Here is a 19571-nt window from a genome sequence, read left to right on the forward strand (position 1 = left end):
CCTGCTATTTTACTGCCTTAGGGCGTTACACTGATATATGCTTATTGAATGAATTACCTTGCGCATTTCCATATCGCCCAATACACCAATACCTCTATACCCGGGGCATTACTTGGCGACTTTGTGAAAGGTAACCAGTGGCAATATTATCCTGAGCCTGAACAACTAGGGATATTATTGCATCGGCATATAGACAGCTTTACCGATCAACAGGTTGCTCAACTAAAGCTTAATCTCTGCTTTCATCCAACAATGCGCCGCTATGCAGGCATCGCCTTAGATGTATATTTTGATTATTTGTTAAGCCAACATTGGCCTCACTATCACTCTGGCTCGAGAGATGATTTTATTACGCATTGCTACCAACAGCTGCACAATTACCCGCTCAAAGAACGCGCGCTGGTTACTGCCACGCATATGCGCGAATACGATTGGCTTACCCACTACAATGACCATCAGCAAATAACAGGAACTTTAAAAGCAATAAGTCGTCGACTCCGTCGCCCAACTAAGCTTGAATTGATGTTAGATGACATAGATAAACATAGCCAAACCATAGATCAGGCCTTTTCTGAGCTTTACCCACTGGTGTTAAAAAGGGTGATTAAATTTGTACACGAATATAATCTAGAAAGTTCAAGTCATTAAAAAGAGGGTGAGCCCTCTCTTTAATCAAATCTAAATAATTAAAGCAAAGAGTCGATGGGAGCGTATGAGAAATGGCATAAACTCTGTGGGTCAGAGCCCAATTCAGCATCTTTAATTAACGCAACTGAAGCTAACTCGTAATCAGTTGCACCATTACGCATATCTAATCGAAGAATCTCATCTACCTGGGCAATATCAAAATCACCTCGAGCATCAGTATTATTAACCAAACAAGATACAGGAATTAGTACCGCATTCCATCCACCATTGGCTTGTATCTCTTGCATTTTAGTTTGGTGAAAAAACATATTGGCGCGATTAACATAGTCAATCACATTACCTTCGCCATCGCTTGTTCCCAAATTAGTTTGCATTGAAAATAGGTTGAACTGGCCAACAATGTCGTTCCAATCTACCGTGTTATCCACGTAAGTTGCTAATCCAACTTTCATCAGTAACACAAAGGCACCTGATGATTCAAACTCACTCAAATCCATAGATTTGTTTGCAACTAGCTTTAGGTAAGCTTCTGATTCAGATGCAGTTGTAGAAATAGCTAACGACTCAATCAGCTCCCCTTCAACCTCTACAGTGCTGCCCGTTTCAACTGTGATACCAGAATCACTGTAACGTTGGTTCATTGTATACTCATGATCGGAAAACCCATCAGCGCTTCCAACCAATAAACGTAAACCTGGGTAAACCTCGCTTCCCTCGAGTAAAATATTAATATCTTTCAAAGGTTCAGGAGTAATTAATGGCGTAGAAGGCGAATCACCGCCAGCACTACCACCGTCACTACCTCCACCACAACCACTCAATAATAAGGCGATACATGAAATTCCCGATACCAATAACTTGTACTTCAAAATAGATCCCTCTATAAATTTCGTTAAAATAAATTCACGGTCGGGTTATAACGTAAGCCATATTAGAATGAAACAATAAATATCAAACATCTAAAATAAAAGCATAAACATTAATGGTTATGACAGATAAATTAATAAAAGAAAAAGAGCAACCCTTGGGCTGCTCAAAAAAGTGTGTTATTTAGCTTGTTATTATTATTTTAACTTAGGGACCTAAGCGTTTAGCTAAATTGCTCTTCTTCTGTAGAACCTGTTAAAGCGGTAACAGATGATTGGCCACCTTGAATAACATTAGTCACTTGGTCAAAGTAACCAGTACCCACTTCTTGTTGATGCGCTACAAAGGTGTAACCACGATCTGCAGCCTGGAATTCTTTCTCTTGCACCATATTTACGTAGTGCTTCATGCCTTCACCCTGCGCGTAGTTATGCGCTAAGTCGAACATGTTGTACCACATGTTATGAATACCGGCTAAAGTAATGAACTGGTATTTATAGCCCATGTCGCTAAGCTCTTGTTGGAACTTCGCAATAGTTTCATCATCCAAATTCTTGCGCCAGTTGAATGATGGAGAACAGTTGTAAGCCAACAGTTGGTCAGGGTGTTTAGCATGAATAGCTTCGGCAAATTTACGTGCTTCTTCTAAACACGGCGTAGCTGTTTCACACCAAATCAAATCTGCGTATTCGGCATAAGCTAAGCCACGACTAATCGCTTGATCGATACCCGCGTTTACTTTGTAGAAGCCTTCTGCTGTGCGTTCACCTTGCACAAATTCAGCGTCATAAGGGTCAACGTCTGAAGTCAATAAGTCGGCCGCATTTGCGTCGGTACGGGCAATAACCAGTGTTGGTACACCTGCTACATCAGCAGCAAATCGTGCAGCGACTAGCTTCTGAACCGCTTCTTGGGTTGGAACCAATACTTTACCGCCCATGTGACCACATTTTTTCACTGACGCTAATTGGTCTTCAAAATGAACACCTGCCGCACCTGCTTTGATCATATTTTTCATCAGTTCAAAGGCATTTAGTACGCCGCCAAAACCTGCTTCAGCGTCCGCCACAATCGGCAAGAAATAATCTAAGCCACCGTTTGCTGGCGATAGGCCGTTTGCCCACTGAATTTGGTCAGCGCGTTGGAAAGAGTTATTAATGCGCTCAACCACTTTTGGCACAGAATCGACCGGATACAAGGATTGGTCTGGGTACATGCTTGATGCAGAATTGTTATCGGCAGCAACCTGCCAACCAGATAGGTAAATGGCTTCAATGCCCGCTTTAGCTTGCTGAACTGCTTGGCCACCCGTTAGCGCACCCAAACAGTTAACATAGCCTTTTTTGGCTTGGCCATTGACGAGAGACCATAATTTTTCTGCGCCGCGACGCGCCACTGTATTTTCTGGAATGAATGAACCGCGCAATTTAACAACTTCTTCCGCGCTATAAGGGCGCTTAACCCCCTTCCAGCGAGGATTCTCTGCCCAGTCTTTTTCTAATGCTTGAATTTGCTGTTCTCTTGTTAATGTCATGTTCAATCCCTCTTAGACCCTATTCCTAGATACAATTTACTTGTACCGCATATTCACGTAGTTCTTTCTATACCCGCCATAACTGCGGGTTGTTTTAGTGCACACCAAGCCAACAGGGCTTGGAAAATTTAACTCAGTACTTTTACCTTTTTCTGGTTTTATCTAAAAGTACTGAGCCAATGTGTGAGGCGCCATGGTCAGCATTATTATTGCTATTGGCTGTGGCTACTGCCTCACTCTAGCTGGGTTAAATAGGCCTCAGCCTGTTTAACATGGTCGGCTAATGCGTTCAGTGTTTACCTATTGCTTATATGTCATATGAATCACCCGTAAATCACGACCCAAAATGTAATAATCACGTAGTTGTAACTCAGGTTACGATAAGCAACAGCCTCAATGTTAAACACTAAAACTAAAGTCTCAATAGCAGATAAATTTAAAACAACCGTTTCAAAACCACCTCAAGACCCTGTTTTTTATATCATCGTGAAAAACAAAAGCAAAGCTTTATTTAAAGTAATAACTCTAAACGGGCAACATTTCAGCAACATCTTCGTTACTACAAAAGTCTAAAAAAGGAAGTTAATTACGTAACTAAATAACCTAATAACGTTATCGTAATGACTAGCGGGAAAGACAACTAACCTTTACGTAAACGTAAAGGTTGTTTGAAATGAATGAAAAGAAACAAGAGAAGGCGATATTATCGATTAAAAATAGTAGCTTAAGGAAAAATTAAAACAGTAGTTTAAATTTTATCTTGCAGTTTTCACTGAGAGATTAATCGTTGACTCGACCGAAGCTGAAAGAGAGTCGTTATAAAACAAAACTCTAATCTCTGACTGTTCAGACCAGAAAAACAAATTTTTTTTGAAAAAAATATTCGGAAAAATAAAAAAGCCGACAATATGCCGGCTTTTAACTGAGTAATACCGATTAACTACAGCAGTTTTTCTACTTCATCACCGGCTAAATGGCGAATATCCTTACCTCTTACGAAGTAGATAATGTACTCAGCAATGTTTTGGCAGCGGTCGCCAACACGCTCGATCGCTCTCGCAGCAGCTAAAGCATCTAGTACCTGGGGAATAGAACGTGGATCTTCCATCATGTAAGTCATTAACTCACGAATCAAACGTTCGTATTCTTTATCTACTTTCTTATCTTCTTGGTGTACTTGCCACGCAGTTTCTACATCCATACGTGCAAACCCATCTAACACGTCATGCAGCATTTTTGCCGTATGTTGGCCTAAATGCTCCAAACTGGTTAACGATGCTTTAAAAGGTTTGTCCATATTGCGCTCAACCATACGGGCAATGCTTTCTGCAGCATCACCAATACGTTCTAAATCTGCAATGGTTTTAATAATGGCCATGACTATACGTAAGTCACTTGCTGCTGGCTGGCGCTTCGCAATAATGCGCGTACACTCTTCATCAATTGCCACTTCAAAAGAGTTAACTTTGCTATCGGTGGTGATAACTTTATTCACCAATTCAGCATCGGGTCGGCTTAACAAACTAAGTGCGTCTTTTAGTTGTTGTTCAACTAATCCACCCATCGCCATAATCTGATTACGCACATGATCCAGTTCAGCATTAAACTGACCAGATATGTGTTTATTCATATTTAACTTATCCATATCTCTTCCTCAGCCACGGTATGGTTAACCGTAGCGGCCTGTAATGTAATCTTCGGTTTGTTTCTTCGCCGGTGTGGTAAACAAGGTATTGGTATCAGCGTATTCCACCATGTCGCCCATATACATAAAGGCTGTTTGGTCGGATACACGCGCCGCTTGTTGCATATTGTGAGTCACAATCACCACGGTGTAACGACTCTTGAGGTCGTTAATCAGTTCTTCAATCGTCAATGTTGAAATTGGGTCGAGAGCCGATGTAGGTTCATCCAATAATAGCACTTCTGGCTCAATAGCAATGGCGCGGGCAATAACTAAACGTTGTTGCTGACCACCTGATAAACCAAAGGCATTCTCGTGCAAACGATCTTTTACTTCTTCCCAAAGTGCTGCGCCACGTAGTGAGCGCTCTACTGCTTCATCTAATACTCGGCGGTCTTTTATACCTTGCAGGCGCAAACCGTAAACTACATTCTCGTAAATTGATTTAGGGAATGGGTTTGGGCGCTGGAATACCATGCCCACATTACGACGCAGCGCCGCAACATCTACGCTTTTGTCATAGATGTTTTGGCCATGCAGCATAATTTCGCCGCTAATTTTACAAATATCAACCAAGTCGTTCATGCGGTTAATACAACGCAACAAGGTAGATTTACCACAACCCGACGGGCCAATAAATGCGGTAACCTGCCCTTTAGGGATCTTCATCGATACGTCGAACAAGGCTTGTTTACTACCGTAGTAAAGATCGAGATTCTTTACTTCCAAAGCGGTTTGTTCTGCCGTTAAGTTAGCCAAATCTAATTTAGTATCTCGACTATTTTCTGTATTCAAAGAAATCATTTTTTTTCCTACAAATTTGCCGTTAGCTTATTGGTCTAACGTTTTAAACTTTTCACGTAAACGGTTACGGATTTGAATGGCTGCCAAGTTCAAGCCAATAATAACCGTTACCAATAAAAATGCAGTGGCATATACCAGAGGGCGTGCCGCTTCTACATTCGGGCTTTGGAAACCTACATCATAAATGTGGAATCCTAAGTGCATGAACTTACGCTCAAGGTGAATAAACGGGAAGTTACCATCTAAAGGTAAGGTTGGCGCTAGCTTCACCACACCCACTAACATTAATGGTGCTACTTCACCTGCTGCACGAGCTACCGCTAAAATTAATCCCGTCATAATGGCTGGGCTAGCCATAGGAATAACGATACGCCACAAGGTTTCTGCTTTGGTCGCACCTAACGCTAACGAACCTTGACGAACCGCACTTGGGATACGCGACAAGCCTTCTTCAGTGGAGACAATAACCACCGGTAAGGTAAGAATTGCTAAGGTTAAGGCTGCCCAAATAACCCCTGGCGAGCCAAAGGTAGGTGTAGGTAAAGACTCTTGATAGAACAAGGAATCAATACTGCCACCTAGCATGTACACAAAGAAACCTAAGCCAAATACGCCGTATACAATAGATGGCACACCCGCTAAGTTAATCACCGCGATACGAATCAAGCGAGTCAAGCTGTTATTACCTGCATATTCGTGCAAGTAAATAGCGGCAACCACACCTAAAGGCGTAACAATAACCGCCATCAGCATTACCATGAATACCGTACCAAAGATGGCTGGGAATACCCCGCCCTCGGTATTCGCTTCACGCGGTTCAGATACAATAAACTTGGTTGCTTGATGTACCCAATGGCCTACTTTATCAAACCAGTTCATCTCGTTAGGGAAGAACACATCCAATACGTTGTCCATTGGAATGGTCACCAACTCGCCACGCATATCGCGAATAACAAGTTGGTCACGACGCGCATCGTCTCGGTAAGCGAACAACTGTTTCTCTAATACCAAGTAATCTTGATGAAGCTGTTCTTCTTCGGCCTCAATACCCGCTAGGCGCTCAGCAGTTAACTCTTCAGCCATTTCGTATTTACGCTGTTTAAGGCGTAAACGCTCTAGGCTATAGTTAATGCTACCAATATCGCTGCGCTGCAACGAGTCAGCTTGTTCAATAATGTCGTTTGAACGCTCTAACAGCTCATACAATGTTGCGTGGTCAGTATCTAAAGAAGCGTCAATTGTTTCGCCGCCTTTAACAATACCTTCAACGTAACCATAAAAGTTACCGTTGGTTCTACGCTCTACCACCGCAATATTTTCTGGGCGTGTTTTCGACAAGATTTCGTTTTCAGTTAGCCAGCGAAAATCTAGATCAACATATTCGCGGTTACCGGTTTTTATTAGAAAACGTTCTACAAAATCACCGTCTAAGCCTTCTAAGTTAGCACCAGAGGCTTGTAAGCGCTCAATTGGCACTAACTCTGTTTCGTACAGTTCACCAATAACCGTTTGGTTTTTGCCAAACTGATGAACTTCCATTTCAAGCACTGGGCTTGGCCAGAAGTAAACTAAACCTCGTGCGGCAATCAGTAGCAGTAATCCAATTACTGCTACTAAGCTTATGCTTACCGCACCGGCTGTCATCCAAATCCACGGGTTACCTGATTTAAACCACTTATTCATCGGTTAGTTCCCATATCCCTATTACAGCGAGCTGTATTTGTCGCGCAGACGTTGGCGCACAAATTCAGCAATGGTGTTAAATGCGAAGGTAAATACAAACAATACAAAGGCCGCTAAGAACAGCACTCGGTAATGTGAGCTTCCCACTTCAGACTCTGGCATTTCTACCGCGATGTTAGCCGACAAAGTACGCATGCCCTGGAAGATACTCCAATCCATTACCGGAGTATTACCTGTAGCCATCAGTACAATCATGGTCTCGCCAACTGCGCGACCTAGGCCCATCATTACGGCCGAGAAAATACCTGGGCTGGCGGTAAGAATGACCACCTTAGTCAAGGTTTGCCAAGGCGTAGCACCTAACGCTAACGAGCCATTGCTCAAGTGCTTAGGCACCGAGAAAATCGCATCTTCGGCAATTGAGAAAATAGTAGGAATAACCGCAAACCCCATGGCTAAACCCACCACCATTGAGTTACGTTGGTCGAAACTAATCCCTAACTCGTTGGTCAGGTACAAACGTGCATCGCCGTCAAACATCCATTGCTCAAGCGCTGGGCTAATTTGAATACAGCCCCAACCAATAAACAGTACTACTGGGATAAGCACGATGGCGTCCCAACCGTCTGGTAATAGTTGACGCACTTTCTTCGGCATTTTTGACCAAGCAAAAGCAGTTGCTAGGAAGCCGACCGGCAGTAACACCATAATGGCGATAACACCGGGTAAGTTATCTTCAATAAGAGGGGCTAACCATAAGCCGGCTAAGAAGCCCAAGATTACCGTAGGTAAAGCTTCCATAATTTCAACGGTAGGCTTAACCACTTTACGTAGCGGCGCAGACATAAAGTAAGCGGTGTAAATAGCACCCGCTAAGGCAATGGGTGCAGCAAATAACATCGCATAAAAAGCAGCTTTAATGGTACCGAAGGAAATCGGCACTAAGCTCAATTTAGGCTCAAAGTCATCACTGGCCGAGGTTGATTGCCAAACATATTGCGGTTCTGGGTAACCTTCGTACCAAATTTTGCTCCACAATGCGCGCCAAGTTACTTCTGGGTGCTCATTATCTACGTGGTAAAATTCTAGGCCCTTCTCAGATTCTGTTAATAGGCCGCTGGCACGTGGTGAGAAGGCTAAACCAAAGGCTTTAGAGTCGGTCATCTCGCGCACTAAACGCCCACCGCCAGTAGTGTGAAATAGGGTAATAGACCCATCTTCGCCACTTACTGCAAACCCTTTGCGGAAATACTCAACACCAATCTCATTAATTTTAGTGCCAGCGTTAAATTCGCGAATTTGAGTGAGTTTACGTACGCCATCTTTAGCCACATCAAACCACTGAGTAATACTGCCGTTATCGTTTGCAACGATCAGCGAGCTAGCGCCAGTGAGTAAGGCAAGGTCTGTAACATTAGCGTCTTTACTGTTGATGAAATCAACCGAGTTTAAACGCACATCATCAATGTTTGAAATGTTGTAGTTTGCTAGTTGGTTACCGCTGCGAATATACAAACGACGCAAGTCAGGTGTGACCAACATTTGATCAACACTTTTTGGCAGACTCGGAATTTCAGCGAGTTCAGGCAACCATTCTAAAGACTCGCTAAACATGTCTTCTTCGGCTTCTAAACGTACCAACATGCCACGGCCATCTTCGGTAATGGCGGCTACTACTGCAGACTCTTCTTCGCGTTCAAACGCCAACTGAACAATAGGCTGCCCTTGGGCATCAATGCTCAATGCTTGCTCACCCATTGGGTAGTCTAAGCTCGGCGTAATTAAGCGTTTGTCGTTGGGGTAGCTAACGCCAAACTTAGGCGCAACCACGTAAGCTGTACCTTCACGAGTACCGTAGGCCACTAAACCTTGGTTTGGCACTGTGCGGTCTGCCGCAGTTATTTCTGCGTCAACTTGATAATCTGTAAACTCACGCGGCGTATCGGTTAGGTTGAAGAAACGTAAGCGGCCATCACTGTTAAAGCGATAGGCAATTTCGTTTTGTTCTTCAACACCAATGGCCACGGTAGTATGACTATCGTTTAGCGGAATGGTTTTTGACTTTTCTAAACTAGCACCATAAAAAATAGGTGCTACCACGTACAATAAATAGAAGAAAATTAAGATCAACGCCAAAAGAACCACAATTCCGCCAGCACTTACGCTGTAGCGGGTTAGTCGGTCCTTAATTTGCCGCTGAGCACTACTATTAAATGACACTGACTGCGTCATATATCCCTCACAATTTAATAGATCTGGCGAAAGTATATGGCAGTTTTATGACAGTATTGTTACAGAGTGAAATACTAAAAAAAATGTCACAATTTTGAGGGCTTTAAGGGGCTTACTGTTCTATCATTAGCAAGCCAGTGTTACATTTGTATGTAGCTAATATTACAGTGAAATTATATTGCGTAGGTGGATGATTTTTCTTCAAGTGCGCGAGCTTACATCTTCCTAAATCAATAAAAGCTATGCATACTTTAATCCCTCGGGAATTACGCTTAGTTTTCTGCACTTAGCGCGATAACCTACCCTACTAAGGAGCAACAAGATGAAACAACTCGTAGTCAGCGTAATTGGTAAAGACCGCCCAGGTATTGTAGACCAATTATCTTCTTTAGTAGTGCAACACAAAGGCAATTGGCTAGCCAGCAGTTTAACCGAGCTTGCCGGGCAGTTTGCCGGCATTCTGCATATAGAGGTAGACGAACAGCACTTAGCTAGCCTAAGCCATGCCTTACAAGATCAAGATGGCTTATTGGTTAACATCGCAGAAGGCGATAAAAGTGGCGATGCAGAGCAAGCTCAAGTGGCTATTACCGTGACAGCCAACGATCGTGTAGGCATTGTTAAAGAAGTCACTCAAGCGCTAAATGCACTAGGTGTTAGCATCACTGAAATAAACACCCTTGTTGCCAGCGCGCCTAACTGGGGCGGCCTTATCTTTACCGCGCATCTATTAGTACCTTGCGCTAATGAAGAGCAACTAGGCAATATTCAAGATTCTTTGGAATCACTAGCTGATGATTTGATGGTAGATTTTGACCAAGACTAGATGAGTAACTTAAGCAGTATTTTATATAGGTGACCAATGAGCGACAGTCTTTATATTGAGAAAGAGTTAAGTTGGCTTTCGTTTAACCAACGTGTTTTGCAAGAAGCCCAAGATCACTCCGTGCCTATCATCGAGCGAGTGCGCTTTTTAGGGATTTTTTCTAATAACCAAGATGAGTTTTATAAAGTACGCGTGGCAGCACTAAAACGCAGAATCATCTTAAATGAGTTAAAACAGAAAGACGACGGCTCGATCAAGTTACTTAGTGACGTGCAAGCCAAGCTTGCCGAACTACAGCAAGACTTTGATGAGACCTACCGGGAAATTATTCTCACTTTAGCGCGCCGTAATATCTTCCTGATTAATGAAGATCAGTTAAGTGATAATCATCAAAACTGGGTGCGTAAATACTTTAAAGACAAAGTGCTTCGTCACATCACACCAATTGTTATTACCAAACGTACAGACTTGGTTCGCTTCTTAAAAGATGAGTACACCTACTTAGCGGTTGAAGTTAAAAAAGGGGATAAAGAAAGTCACTTGTTGATTGAGATCCCCACCGATACTCTGCCGCGTTTTGTAGTATTGCCGCCAGATGGTTCTAAAACCCGCAAAACAATGATTATCTTAGATAATATTATCCGTTTTTGTTTGGATGATTTACTGCGTGGATTTTACGAATACGACACCATATCGGCATACTCAATTAAAATGACCCGCGATGCGGACTACGATCTCACCGATGAGGTAGACCAAGGTTTATTAGAGAAAATGTCTGGAGGCATTAAACAGCGTTTAACAGCAGAACCGGTGCGTTTTGTTTACGACAGAGAAATGCCCAACAGTATGATCAAACGCTTGAGTAAAATGCTGCACATCTCAAAACTAGACCACAGTGTAAGCGGCAGTCGTTATCATAACTTTAAAGACTTCATTGGCTTTCCAAACGTGGGCAGGAAGTACCTAGAAAACAACAAAATTCCGGCATTAAATTGCCGAGACTTTGATAGCTTTGATACCGTATTTGACGCTATCAGCGCGCGTGATATTTTGCTGTATTACCCTTACCACAAATTCCGTTATATCTCGGAGTTTGTTCGCCAAGCCTCGTTTGACCCTAAAGTCAGCAGCATCAAAATCAACATTTATCGGGTGGCCAAAAAATCTCACCTAATGAACTCGTTAATTGACGCCGCCAATAATGGCAAACGCGTCACCGTAGTGATTGAATTACGCGCACGTTTTGATGAAGGTGCAAACATTGGCTGGGCACAAATGCTCACCGATGCTGGTGTAAAAGTAGTCTTTGGCGTGCCCTCGCTAAAAGTGCACTCTAAGTTGTTGCTTGTTACACGTAAAGAAGGCGACCAACGGGTATTTTATAGCCATATTGGTACTGGTAACTTCCATGAAAAAACCGCCAAAATTTACACCGATTTTGCACTGTTTACTAAAAACCAAGAGATTGGCCAAGAAGTAGAAAACGTATTTCGTTTTATTCAGCAGCCTTATCGACGCTTTAAGTTCCAGCACTTAATTGTTTCGCCTAACGATACTCGTCGCCGCTTGTTCAGCTTAATTGATTACGAGATAAACCAAGCCAACTTAGGCCACCCTGCAGCCATTACTATTAAAGTAAACAACTTAGTTGATAAAGGCTTAGTGACCCGTTTGTATGCAGCAAGCAAAGCTGGGGTAAAAATTCGCATGGTGATCCGCGGCATGTGTTCGTTAGTGCCAGGTTTAGAGGGAGTGAGCGACAATATCCGTATTATTAGTATTGTTGACCGCTTCTTAGAACACCCTCGAGTATTTCATTTCCACCACAGTGGAGAAGATCAAGTCTACATTGCCTCGTTCGACTGGATGACTCGAAACATTGAAGAGCGAGTTGAAGTGGGTGTACCGATTTATGATGAAGAATTAAAACAGCGGGTTATCGACTTACTAGAGCTACAGTTTGCTGATACCACCAAGGCGCGAGTATTAGATGGCAAACAACAAAACTTGTATGTAAGCCGCGGTAATCGCCGTAAAATTCGCTCGCAAATTTGGACCCATGATTACCTAAAAGCCATTGAATCTAAGCCACGCCGAGTAATAACAAGTGATGAGTAATATAAATTAAGCGAAGCGCCAACATTAAGCCGACACATCTTAACGTCGGCTTTTTTGTTACCGACACATCCATGTTAATACTCTTTCTTAACCCTCCACGCAGTGCTCAGCCTTAACTATAATCTCGCATAAATACCGACCAAATCAATATTAAATTTCAACATTGAATTACAATACAGACACAAACACCAAATAATAAAAGATATTAAGAATGCGGCTCGATGAAATAGAGTTAGGCACACTAAAAGTACTGCTTGATTTACATCAAACCCAAAACACCTATAAAACAGCTGAACGTTTACAACTCTCTCAATCAAAAGTGGTTCGCCATTTAGCCAAAGCGCGAGAGATTTTAAATGATCGCCTGCTCATACGTTCAGGCAACCGTTTAGCGCCCACCAGCTATTTAGAAAAAATTGTAGAGCATATCCCTGGGCTATTACATGCTGCGCAGCAGGCCTTACAGAACGATAAACAAATTGACCCTTCGCAACTAGAAGGTGAGCGAGTGATTATTTTAAATCGCCCTCTCATGTCTGTTTATGGTTCTCGTTTATACAAGGCGCTGTCAGACGCCGCTCCCAATGTTACTTGGTGCTTAGAGGAATGGGGTGAGTCAAGTACAGAGAAGTTGCTGCAAGGTAGAGCTTGCTTAGGTGTGAACTTTTTTAACCGCTTTTTACCTAAATCAATCAGTCAAAAAGTCATCGCTAAAGATGAGTTTATCTTGCTCGTCAATCCGCAGCACCCTTTAGCCACTTCTCCTCCAGAGACGTTAGACAGTATTTTCCATTGGCCTTTAATTATTTGGAATGCCAGTAACTGGAACGACTTACGTGCTCACTTCGACATGCTAGTTAATAACCTAAAAGTGGAGCCGCAAATCAGCCTAAAAACCGATAACTTTCTGTTAGCGATGAATGCGTGTGAGCAAAGCGAAGGGATATTGGCGGCAAGTCGCTCAATGCTGCCAGAAAAAACCAGCTTGGTCAGTGTTTCGTTGCCGCAAAGTCTAGAAGATTTTGCCGAAGGAGTCTCAGATATTGTAGTTTGCCTACGCCAGCAAAATAAAGACAATCCACTAAACGAATGGATTATATCGATAATAAACTCTATATCTAGCTCAAGTCAGAAATCGAATTAGTTAAAGTCACTACTGGGTATTTTACAAAAAACAGCTTGTTTGTAAGATGCCGCCACTCAAACAGCTAACCCAGTAGTTACTATGACAAACCTAAACAACACGCTAATCGCATCAGCGATTTTAACCGCACTGTTCTCACCCTTAAGCTTCGCTGAAGAAGTAGCAGCACCAACTGCTGATGAAGAGTTTCACGATGCCGATCCTCGTAACAGCAATTGGCGTGGAGGCATCGCTGCCGACCATAACGGCCAAATTAAACTCGCTGCTGGCGGTGGTAGCGGAACAGAAACAACCCAAACCACTTTATTAGGTGAGTACTACACCGAAAGTGACAACTTCCGCTTTCGTCTTGCTCACTTTGATGCGCGCTTTGGTGGCGTGTATACCGATCTATATCGCGTGACCGATCTTACTAACATGTATACCGCTGGTTACATGCTGCCGCTAAAAACTGCCGAAGGTACAATGTTCTTCCCATCTATCAACTACACCTATGTTGACTGGGATGTAGATGGTATTGGTAACAGCATTGATTCTAATTGCCGCAATTATGGTGACCTAGAAAATGGTTTATGCAAAGGCATTGCAGACTTTGGCGGCGCAAACGGAACCAACGTTGCAAAATTTTTAGGCTCAGACAACTCTCATATGAGCTCACTTAACCTCTACGTATTACAGCCTTGGAACAATACCCACTACACAGTGCTTAATGCCAATATGGGTAAGTCTTTTGATGGCGTAGAAATGAATGTGGTAAACCTAATGTGGTTACAAGGTATCCGTACTCATCTAGGTGATAACATCTTAAACATCTACTTAGAAGTGAAGTACGACGTGCTTGAAGTAGAGAGTGCTTACTACAACCCGATTAGTAACAAAGGCAGTGTAAAGTCTGAGGAAACAATTGGAACGATAGGTTTCGATTTCCGTTTCTAAATACACATTAATAATAGCACTGACCAAGGATGGTTAGTACTCCACGTATTTAAACAACAGTCTAAGTACCTCAACATCAAAGTGAATGGCTGAACTAAAACGATAACTCACTTTTTAGCTGAGTTAAAAAACTCCGCATAAACTGACTGCGTATTTTGGCCTCTTTCTTAGCGGCGTCGGTATGCACCGTATCCTGAATTAACAATAACTTAGTAAAAAAATGATCGATGGTATAGAGCGTGTCATTGGGAGTACGTTGCTCACACAAGGGATCATTGGCGTGATACAAATCTCTTCCTAATCCACTACCCACCTGAATACAGCGACTAATACCAATAGCACCTAAAGCATCTAAGCGATCGGCATCTTGAACAATTTTCGCTTCCAAGGTTTGCGGCTTAACTTGCCCGCTATAACTATGCGCCACAATGGCATGATGAATGTCGGCCAAATAATCGGCGGGATAATCTATATCAGTCAAGAACGCTACTGCTTTATCTGCAGCAAGCATTGAGGCATTAGCACGCTGCGGATGGTTTTTAGCTAGCGTCACACAGTCATGCAAGTAGGCCGCGGGTAAAACCACCGCTAACTTTGCGCCTTCTTGTTGACAAAACAACGTCGCTAAGCCAACAACTCGCATAATATGATCAAGTTTATGGGCAGCATCAGCACAGACTTGTTGCTGTAAAAAGGTAAGGCATTTCGCTTCTAATTGATGGGTCATATTTGAGTTCATTTAGATGGGGCTACCGAAGGGTGTAAGAAGTGCTAACGCTAACCAAATGAGACCAGCCTGTCAAAAGCAAAGCTCGCTATCAGCAAAGCTTAAGTTTATCTAAGAAACCTCTCTTATAAGTGTTTACTTTGAGAATTTTATCATTCATTATTTAATGATAAACGATAAATAAACATTGTTTATCGTAGAGGTTCGTCTAGTAGGGAGAACATAGACAATGCAGTCCATTGAGGCTATTAGTGCCGTAGGTAAAAGAATGCGGATCTTCTTATGGAGCTTAGTTGCACTAATATTAGTTTGTATGGTTGGTTTTCCTAGTGAGCTAGGTTTAGATATAGAACCAATGAAAAACAGCCCTTGGGTATATAGCTTTTACACTATTTTAGATATGTTGTTTGGCCCTCCCGAGTTCCCCATTGACGAGCTTTCATTATTACCACCCGAAGCGTTTTTTCCTCCAGAGCCTTTACCTATCTCAATGAGAGTGAGCTCGGTGGCAATTTTCTTTATCACCTCATTATTGATGGCTTCACTGGTATGGGAAATAGACCGGTTATTTAAGGCTTACAGTTTAGGTAAAGTATTCACCTTGGAAACCACTAACCATTTTCGTTGCATCGGCTGGACTTTAGTCGCCTTATTTATCGTGAACAGTGTGGCTAATTACCTTATCGAACACATCATGATTCCCTTTGATATTGAATTGAATCCGCCCTTTGCTCCCCCGCCAATGGAAGACTTATTTGGCCCGGTTCCGCCGCCTCATGAGTGGGCAAGCATGGAATATATCTCTCTCGACTTTCCACTGTTATTAGCCGGCTTGTTTATGATTGTAATTGCTCACGTAATGCACTTGGGCGTGCAAATTCAAGCTGATGTAGATGCAACTATTTAGTGGGAGCGGTTCATGACAATAGTAATCAACTTAGATGTGATGCTAGCTAAACGAAAAATGCGCTTAAATGAACTGTCTGAAGCAGTAGGAATATCAATACAGAATTTATCTATTTTGAAAACTGGCCGCGCCAAAGCGATCCGCTTTTCAACCCTAAATGCGATTTGTCAGGTTTTAGAATGCCAGCCTGGTGATTTGCTAGAGTACCAACCGGATCAGGATGCACCCTAAACCGGCTGGTTTGACATAAGCATGAAATACTAAGTCATTAAGGAATTTAGCATGAAATACCGACTTAAACAAAACTTGAGGTTACTCGCGCCATTGCTCGCTTTAGCGCTATACCTCGGTGGCGCGCAAGCCGAGGCCATCAAAGACTTCGAGCCATTTAATGACCCCTTTATAGTGGTTGATTACGACGCTTCTATCTCACGTTTACCGCTAGACAAACAATCTCAAGCGCTAGACTGGCGTGAGCAGATGCTAGCGTTAGAGTACCAACTAGATAGCAGCGAACTGGATGATAATGTGAAAGCTGAAATCAGCTTCAGCGTTCTTTATCAGCGCCTAGACCAACTGTTCTACGAGACAAAAACCGACCTTGTTAAAGTGAATGTACTGGAAAGTTTAACCAGCGAAGAACAGTTACAAGCCTTGAAGCTATGGCGAGACATTCAGCATAGTGAAATAGCCTTATTGAGTAATACTTATAATGAAGCGGAGGAACAAAAAATCTTTGAGAAGTACGCCAAGCTTGATGCTATTTTAGCCTCAATTAACTAATTTTATTCCGAATATCACTTTCTTTTTTGGTGCGCTATGGCGCACCCTTTTTTACTCACTAAATACTTAATCTTTTGTGTAACACTCCTTCGCTTTAAGGTTTAGTTTCTAGACCTCCTATGCTGGTTACAGCAGTCTCTAATTCACGAATATCATTTTCAGTCTTAACAATGAGTCGCAGCGTTATGAGTTTTACTCTGACAAAAGAAGTGGAGGCCTAAGGCAATAAGGAAGCAACATTTCTTATTGCAGCTGTTACAACAATAAACCCGCTAATAATAGAAAGATGCGGCGCTTCAAATGTTCATGAAAGCAGCAGCTAACTATTAAGGGAGTAAATGGGGCAAACTTGCCCCTGCCTATCAAGCTTGTTGCTTTAGTCTTGGTCGGTAAAGCTCATGGTAAGGCATACTTTGTTGCTACCTTGCTGTAGCTAGCTGGCTTACAGGCTGGATCATTCCCCCCTCTGCGATTAAATAGTACGATAAAACAATAGATTATTTCGTTCATTTTTTATCACTAGTCAATTTCGTTTTTTTGTAAACGGCAAAATTTCATCGCTTAGTATGATGCGCCCTTGTCTTTTAATTTTTGGGTTTGACCTAGAAATCTTACCAAGCCAATACTATACCCGTACAAAAAACGTACACAAATTCAAATAATTAAACATAGCATTTAACGAGTTGTATGGTCTTACGAAACGCATTCTCTGACTAGTTCGTTGGTAACCTAAACGGAATAGGAACACCCAAATGAAAACTCCACTTCTAGCCTTATCATTAGCATTTGGCTCATTACTTTCACTCACCCCGACTACAGCCTTAGCAGCCAGTATTGGTAAAACAATTTGTGACCCCGCAGCGGACTCTGATAATGGTTACGGCTCAGGCACCTATCGAGGCCACTTTTATTCGTGGTTTGAACTTAGCCAAAACAACATTAAAAGCTGTGATGTGAAAATCGGTTTTTATAATGATGCGGGACGCCATTATCGAGCCGAATGGAACATGGCCAAATCTTGGGGCGAAGACGCCATTGGCGGCCTAGGTTGGGAAAATGGTGCACGTTACAGAAAAATTGGTTACAACGTTGGCGAGCTCACCAGCAACTCAAATATTCAAAAAGCCTTAGTCGCACTTTATGGTTGGTCTTGCAGCGGCAGTAACTCCCAAGAGTACTATGTAGTAGACAGCTGGAAGGGCCCAGGTAAGTTTGTGCCTTGGGACGAAAATGAAGGAGCACCTGCGGAAAGTAAAGGCACCGTGAATGCCAACGGAGCCACCTACGACGTATATTTAGTTGACCGTAACGGCGCTCAATATTGTGGCAACGGTGATAACCGACAATTCAAACAATATTGGAGTGTTCGTCGCTCCCCTACTTCCACAGGAAGTAACCAAGAACTGGATTTTGGCCCACATGCAAACCGCTGGGACAACTCAGATTTAGGCTTTAAAACCAACGGAATCGCCAATGGCTACCAGATCCTAGCCATTGAGGTTTTTGGCGATGCTAACCTTAATCACAAAGGCGCGGTAGATTTATCGCTTTGGTTACGCTAAAGCTCATTTGTGCAGAGACTAAGTAGCTTATTCCAGCTTAGTCTCTTCCATTTGAATGACTGTAAGATGCTGGCGATTAAGTAAGCGCTGCAGCTTGGCCTGTTTGGAGAACACAATGAAAACCCTACGTTTGGCACTGTCTTTTGGTGCATGCTTTATTGCTGGCTACCTGGTTGCAGTTGTTTATCATCCAACAGGTGTCGATAGTCGCCATCAAACTGGCACCATGCAAAGTGTCTCAGCACAACAAACGACAAATTCCAGACACGATACAAGCAGCACTCTTCATCCATCGAATAATGGCATCTCCTTAAATATGCAAACAGGCCATACCAACAATCCTATTGTTGCTACACCTACCAATAAACAAGCGCTTGAAAAGAGTCATCAAGAGCAAACAGAGAATAAGTCAGCCCAGCGCTTTGATGCACTTAAACACTCGCTACGCAACGACCCCAACAGTTTAAATGACACGATTAGTCAACTTGAGAACCTAAGTATTGAAGACCCTGAATTCAACCTGCTGATATCAGCTATTAAAGGCGCATCGACCCCGCAAAGCGATGCCGCCTTATTTGAATTGGCTGAACAATATGCGATGCAAGCTGATCCGCAAACTCAACAAAAATTCATTGCGATATTGGCCAGTACCTCAACAGATATTCAATCGGAGCATTTAGTTAATAGCTTGGTAGATATGGCGGTGATGAATCACTCTGATAATTACCGCAGTGTTGAAGCACTTAACTTAATTAAACCTTATCAACTCAGCCAGGCTGACCGGGACATACTTACCCGCGAGCTTGAAAGTAAGGTGTTTGAAACTGAAGGGGATGAGGCCGAAATGCTACTCTCACAGCTGATGCGCTTTAGTGCTAGTGAACAACGAAGTAAAATTGCCAGTAACATGCTAGAGGGTGACTCAAACATGCTGAAAGAAGCCGTATTTGACAGCATTAACAGTGGTAGTATTCCTGCAGCAGAGCCTTTGAAAATCCTGCTACTCGATATTGCATTTAATCAAAAAAATCCCCTAAGCGGCGAAGCGCAATACACCTTATTAAACAACTTTGCGCTTAGCCAGCAAGAATACTCTCAACTGCAAAACCATTAAGC

17 protein-coding genes are annotated in these 19571 nt (G+C 42.7%); 10 read left to right on the forward strand and 7 right to left on the reverse strand.

Annotated elements, in window-relative coordinates; all coding sequences use genetic code 11:
* Positions 1-48 precede the first annotated feature (48 nt).
* Complete coding sequence (locus tag Q4549_RS14740; protein WP_303552946.1) at positions 49-648, forward strand: ACP phosphodiesterase; 600 nt, start codon at positions 49-51, stop codon at positions 646-648.
* A 38-nt stretch (positions 649-686) separates the two neighbouring features.
* Here Q4549_RS14740 and Q4549_RS14745 read toward each other — a convergent pair whose 3' ends face one another.
* The 6 genes from Q4549_RS14745 to Q4549_RS14770 all read right to left on the reverse strand — a co-directional run bounded on the left by Q4549_RS14745 (position 687) and on the right by Q4549_RS14770 (position 9452).
* Positions 687-1517 (reverse strand): hypothetical protein, encoded by an 831-nt coding sequence (locus Q4549_RS14745; protein ID WP_303552945.1) that lies wholly within the window; start codon positions 1515-1517, stop codon positions 687-689.
* Between the two features lie 221 nt (positions 1518-1738).
* Positions 1739-3049, reverse strand: a complete 1311-nt coding sequence (aceA, locus tag Q4549_RS14750) for an isocitrate lyase (RefSeq protein WP_303514213.1) — start codon at positions 3047-3049, stop codon at positions 1739-1741.
* Between the two features lie 940 nt (positions 3050-3989).
* The gene (gene phoU, locus Q4549_RS14755) at positions 3990-4694 is read right to left on the reverse strand and encodes a phosphate signaling complex protein PhoU (RefSeq protein ID WP_137671435.1); all 705 of its coding nucleotides are present in this window, start codon (positions 4692-4694) and stop codon (positions 3990-3992) included.
* 24 nt (positions 4695-4718) lie between these two features.
* Positions 4719-5537 carry a phosphate ABC transporter ATP-binding protein PstB gene (gene pstB, locus Q4549_RS14760; protein WP_137671436.1) on the reverse strand — a complete coding sequence of 273 codons (819 nt, stop codon included), beginning with the start codon at positions 5535-5537 and terminating at the stop codon, positions 4719-4721.
* 27 nt (positions 5538-5564) lie between these two features.
* Positions 5565-7220: a phosphate ABC transporter permease PstA gene (pstA, locus tag Q4549_RS14765; protein ID WP_303552944.1), complete on the reverse strand. Its 1656-nt coding sequence runs from the start codon at positions 7218-7220 to the stop codon at positions 5565-5567.
* Between the two features lie 21 nt (positions 7221-7241).
* On the reverse strand, positions 7242-9452 hold the full coding sequence (locus Q4549_RS14770; RefSeq protein WP_161985059.1) for an ABC transporter permease subunit: 2211 nt from the start codon (positions 9450-9452) through the stop codon (positions 7242-7244).
* 322 nt (positions 9453-9774) lie between these two features.
* Here Q4549_RS14770 and Q4549_RS14775 point away from each other — a divergent pair, with 322 nt between their 5' ends.
* From Q4549_RS14775 to Q4549_RS14790, 4 genes are all read left to right on the forward strand, one after another.
* Complete coding sequence (locus Q4549_RS14775; protein WP_303514203.1) at positions 9775-10278, forward strand: glycine cleavage system protein R; 504 nt, start codon at positions 9775-9777, stop codon at positions 10276-10278.
* A 36-nt stretch (positions 10279-10314) separates the two neighbouring features.
* The gene (ppk1, locus tag Q4549_RS14780; RefSeq protein ID WP_137671439.1) at positions 10315-12396 is read left to right on the forward strand and encodes a polyphosphate kinase 1; all 2082 of its coding nucleotides are present in this window, start codon (positions 10315-10317) and stop codon (positions 12394-12396) included.
* Positions 12397-12607: 211 nt separating this feature from the next.
* Positions 12608-13540, forward strand: coding sequence for a LysR family transcriptional regulator (locus Q4549_RS14785; RefSeq protein WP_303514199.1), 933 nt, complete (start codon positions 12608-12610; stop codon positions 13538-13540).
* A gap of 81 nt (positions 13541-13621) precedes the next feature.
* Positions 13622-14476 carry a hypothetical protein gene (locus Q4549_RS14790; protein ID WP_303552943.1) on the forward strand — a complete coding sequence of 285 codons (855 nt, stop codon included), beginning with the start codon at positions 13622-13624 and terminating at the stop codon, positions 14474-14476.
* A gap of 94 nt (positions 14477-14570) precedes the next feature.
* On the opposite strand, the gene Q4549_RS14795 is transcribed toward Q4549_RS14790, so the two are convergent.
* Positions 14571-15203 (reverse strand): HD domain-containing protein, encoded by a 633-nt coding sequence (locus Q4549_RS14795; protein WP_303552942.1) that lies wholly within the window; start codon positions 15201-15203, stop codon positions 14571-14573.
* Positions 15204-15432: 229 nt separating this feature from the next.
* Here Q4549_RS14795 and Q4549_RS14800 point away from each other — a divergent pair, with 229 nt between their 5' ends.
* From Q4549_RS14800 to Q4549_RS14820, 5 genes are all read left to right on the forward strand, one after another.
* On the forward strand, positions 15433-16110 hold the full coding sequence (locus Q4549_RS14800; RefSeq protein ID WP_303552941.1) for a DUF2975 domain-containing protein: 678 nt from the start codon (positions 15433-15435) through the stop codon (positions 16108-16110).
* 12 nt (positions 16111-16122) lie between these two features.
* The gene (locus tag Q4549_RS14805; protein WP_137671444.1) at positions 16123-16341 is read left to right on the forward strand and encodes a helix-turn-helix transcriptional regulator; all 219 of its coding nucleotides are present in this window, start codon (positions 16123-16125) and stop codon (positions 16339-16341) included.
* Between the two features lie 51 nt (positions 16342-16392).
* Positions 16393-16893, forward strand: coding sequence for a hypothetical protein (locus Q4549_RS14810; RefSeq protein WP_303552940.1), 501 nt, complete (start codon positions 16393-16395; stop codon positions 16891-16893).
* A 752-nt stretch (positions 16894-17645) separates the two neighbouring features.
* Positions 17646-18455 carry a glycoside hydrolase family 11 protein gene (locus tag Q4549_RS14815; RefSeq protein ID WP_303552939.1) on the forward strand — a complete coding sequence of 270 codons (810 nt, stop codon included), beginning with the start codon at positions 17646-17648 and terminating at the stop codon, positions 18453-18455.
* A 115-nt stretch (positions 18456-18570) separates the two neighbouring features.
* Positions 18571-19569: a hypothetical protein gene (locus Q4549_RS14820; RefSeq protein WP_303552938.1), complete on the forward strand. Its 999-nt coding sequence runs from the start codon at positions 18571-18573 to the stop codon at positions 19567-19569.
* Positions 19570-19571 lie beyond the last annotated feature (2 nt).

It is taken from the genome of Agarivorans sp. 2_MG-2023 (assembly GCF_030548085.1).
Classification (GTDB): Bacteria; Pseudomonadota; Gammaproteobacteria; order Enterobacterales; family Celerinatantimonadaceae; genus Agarivorans.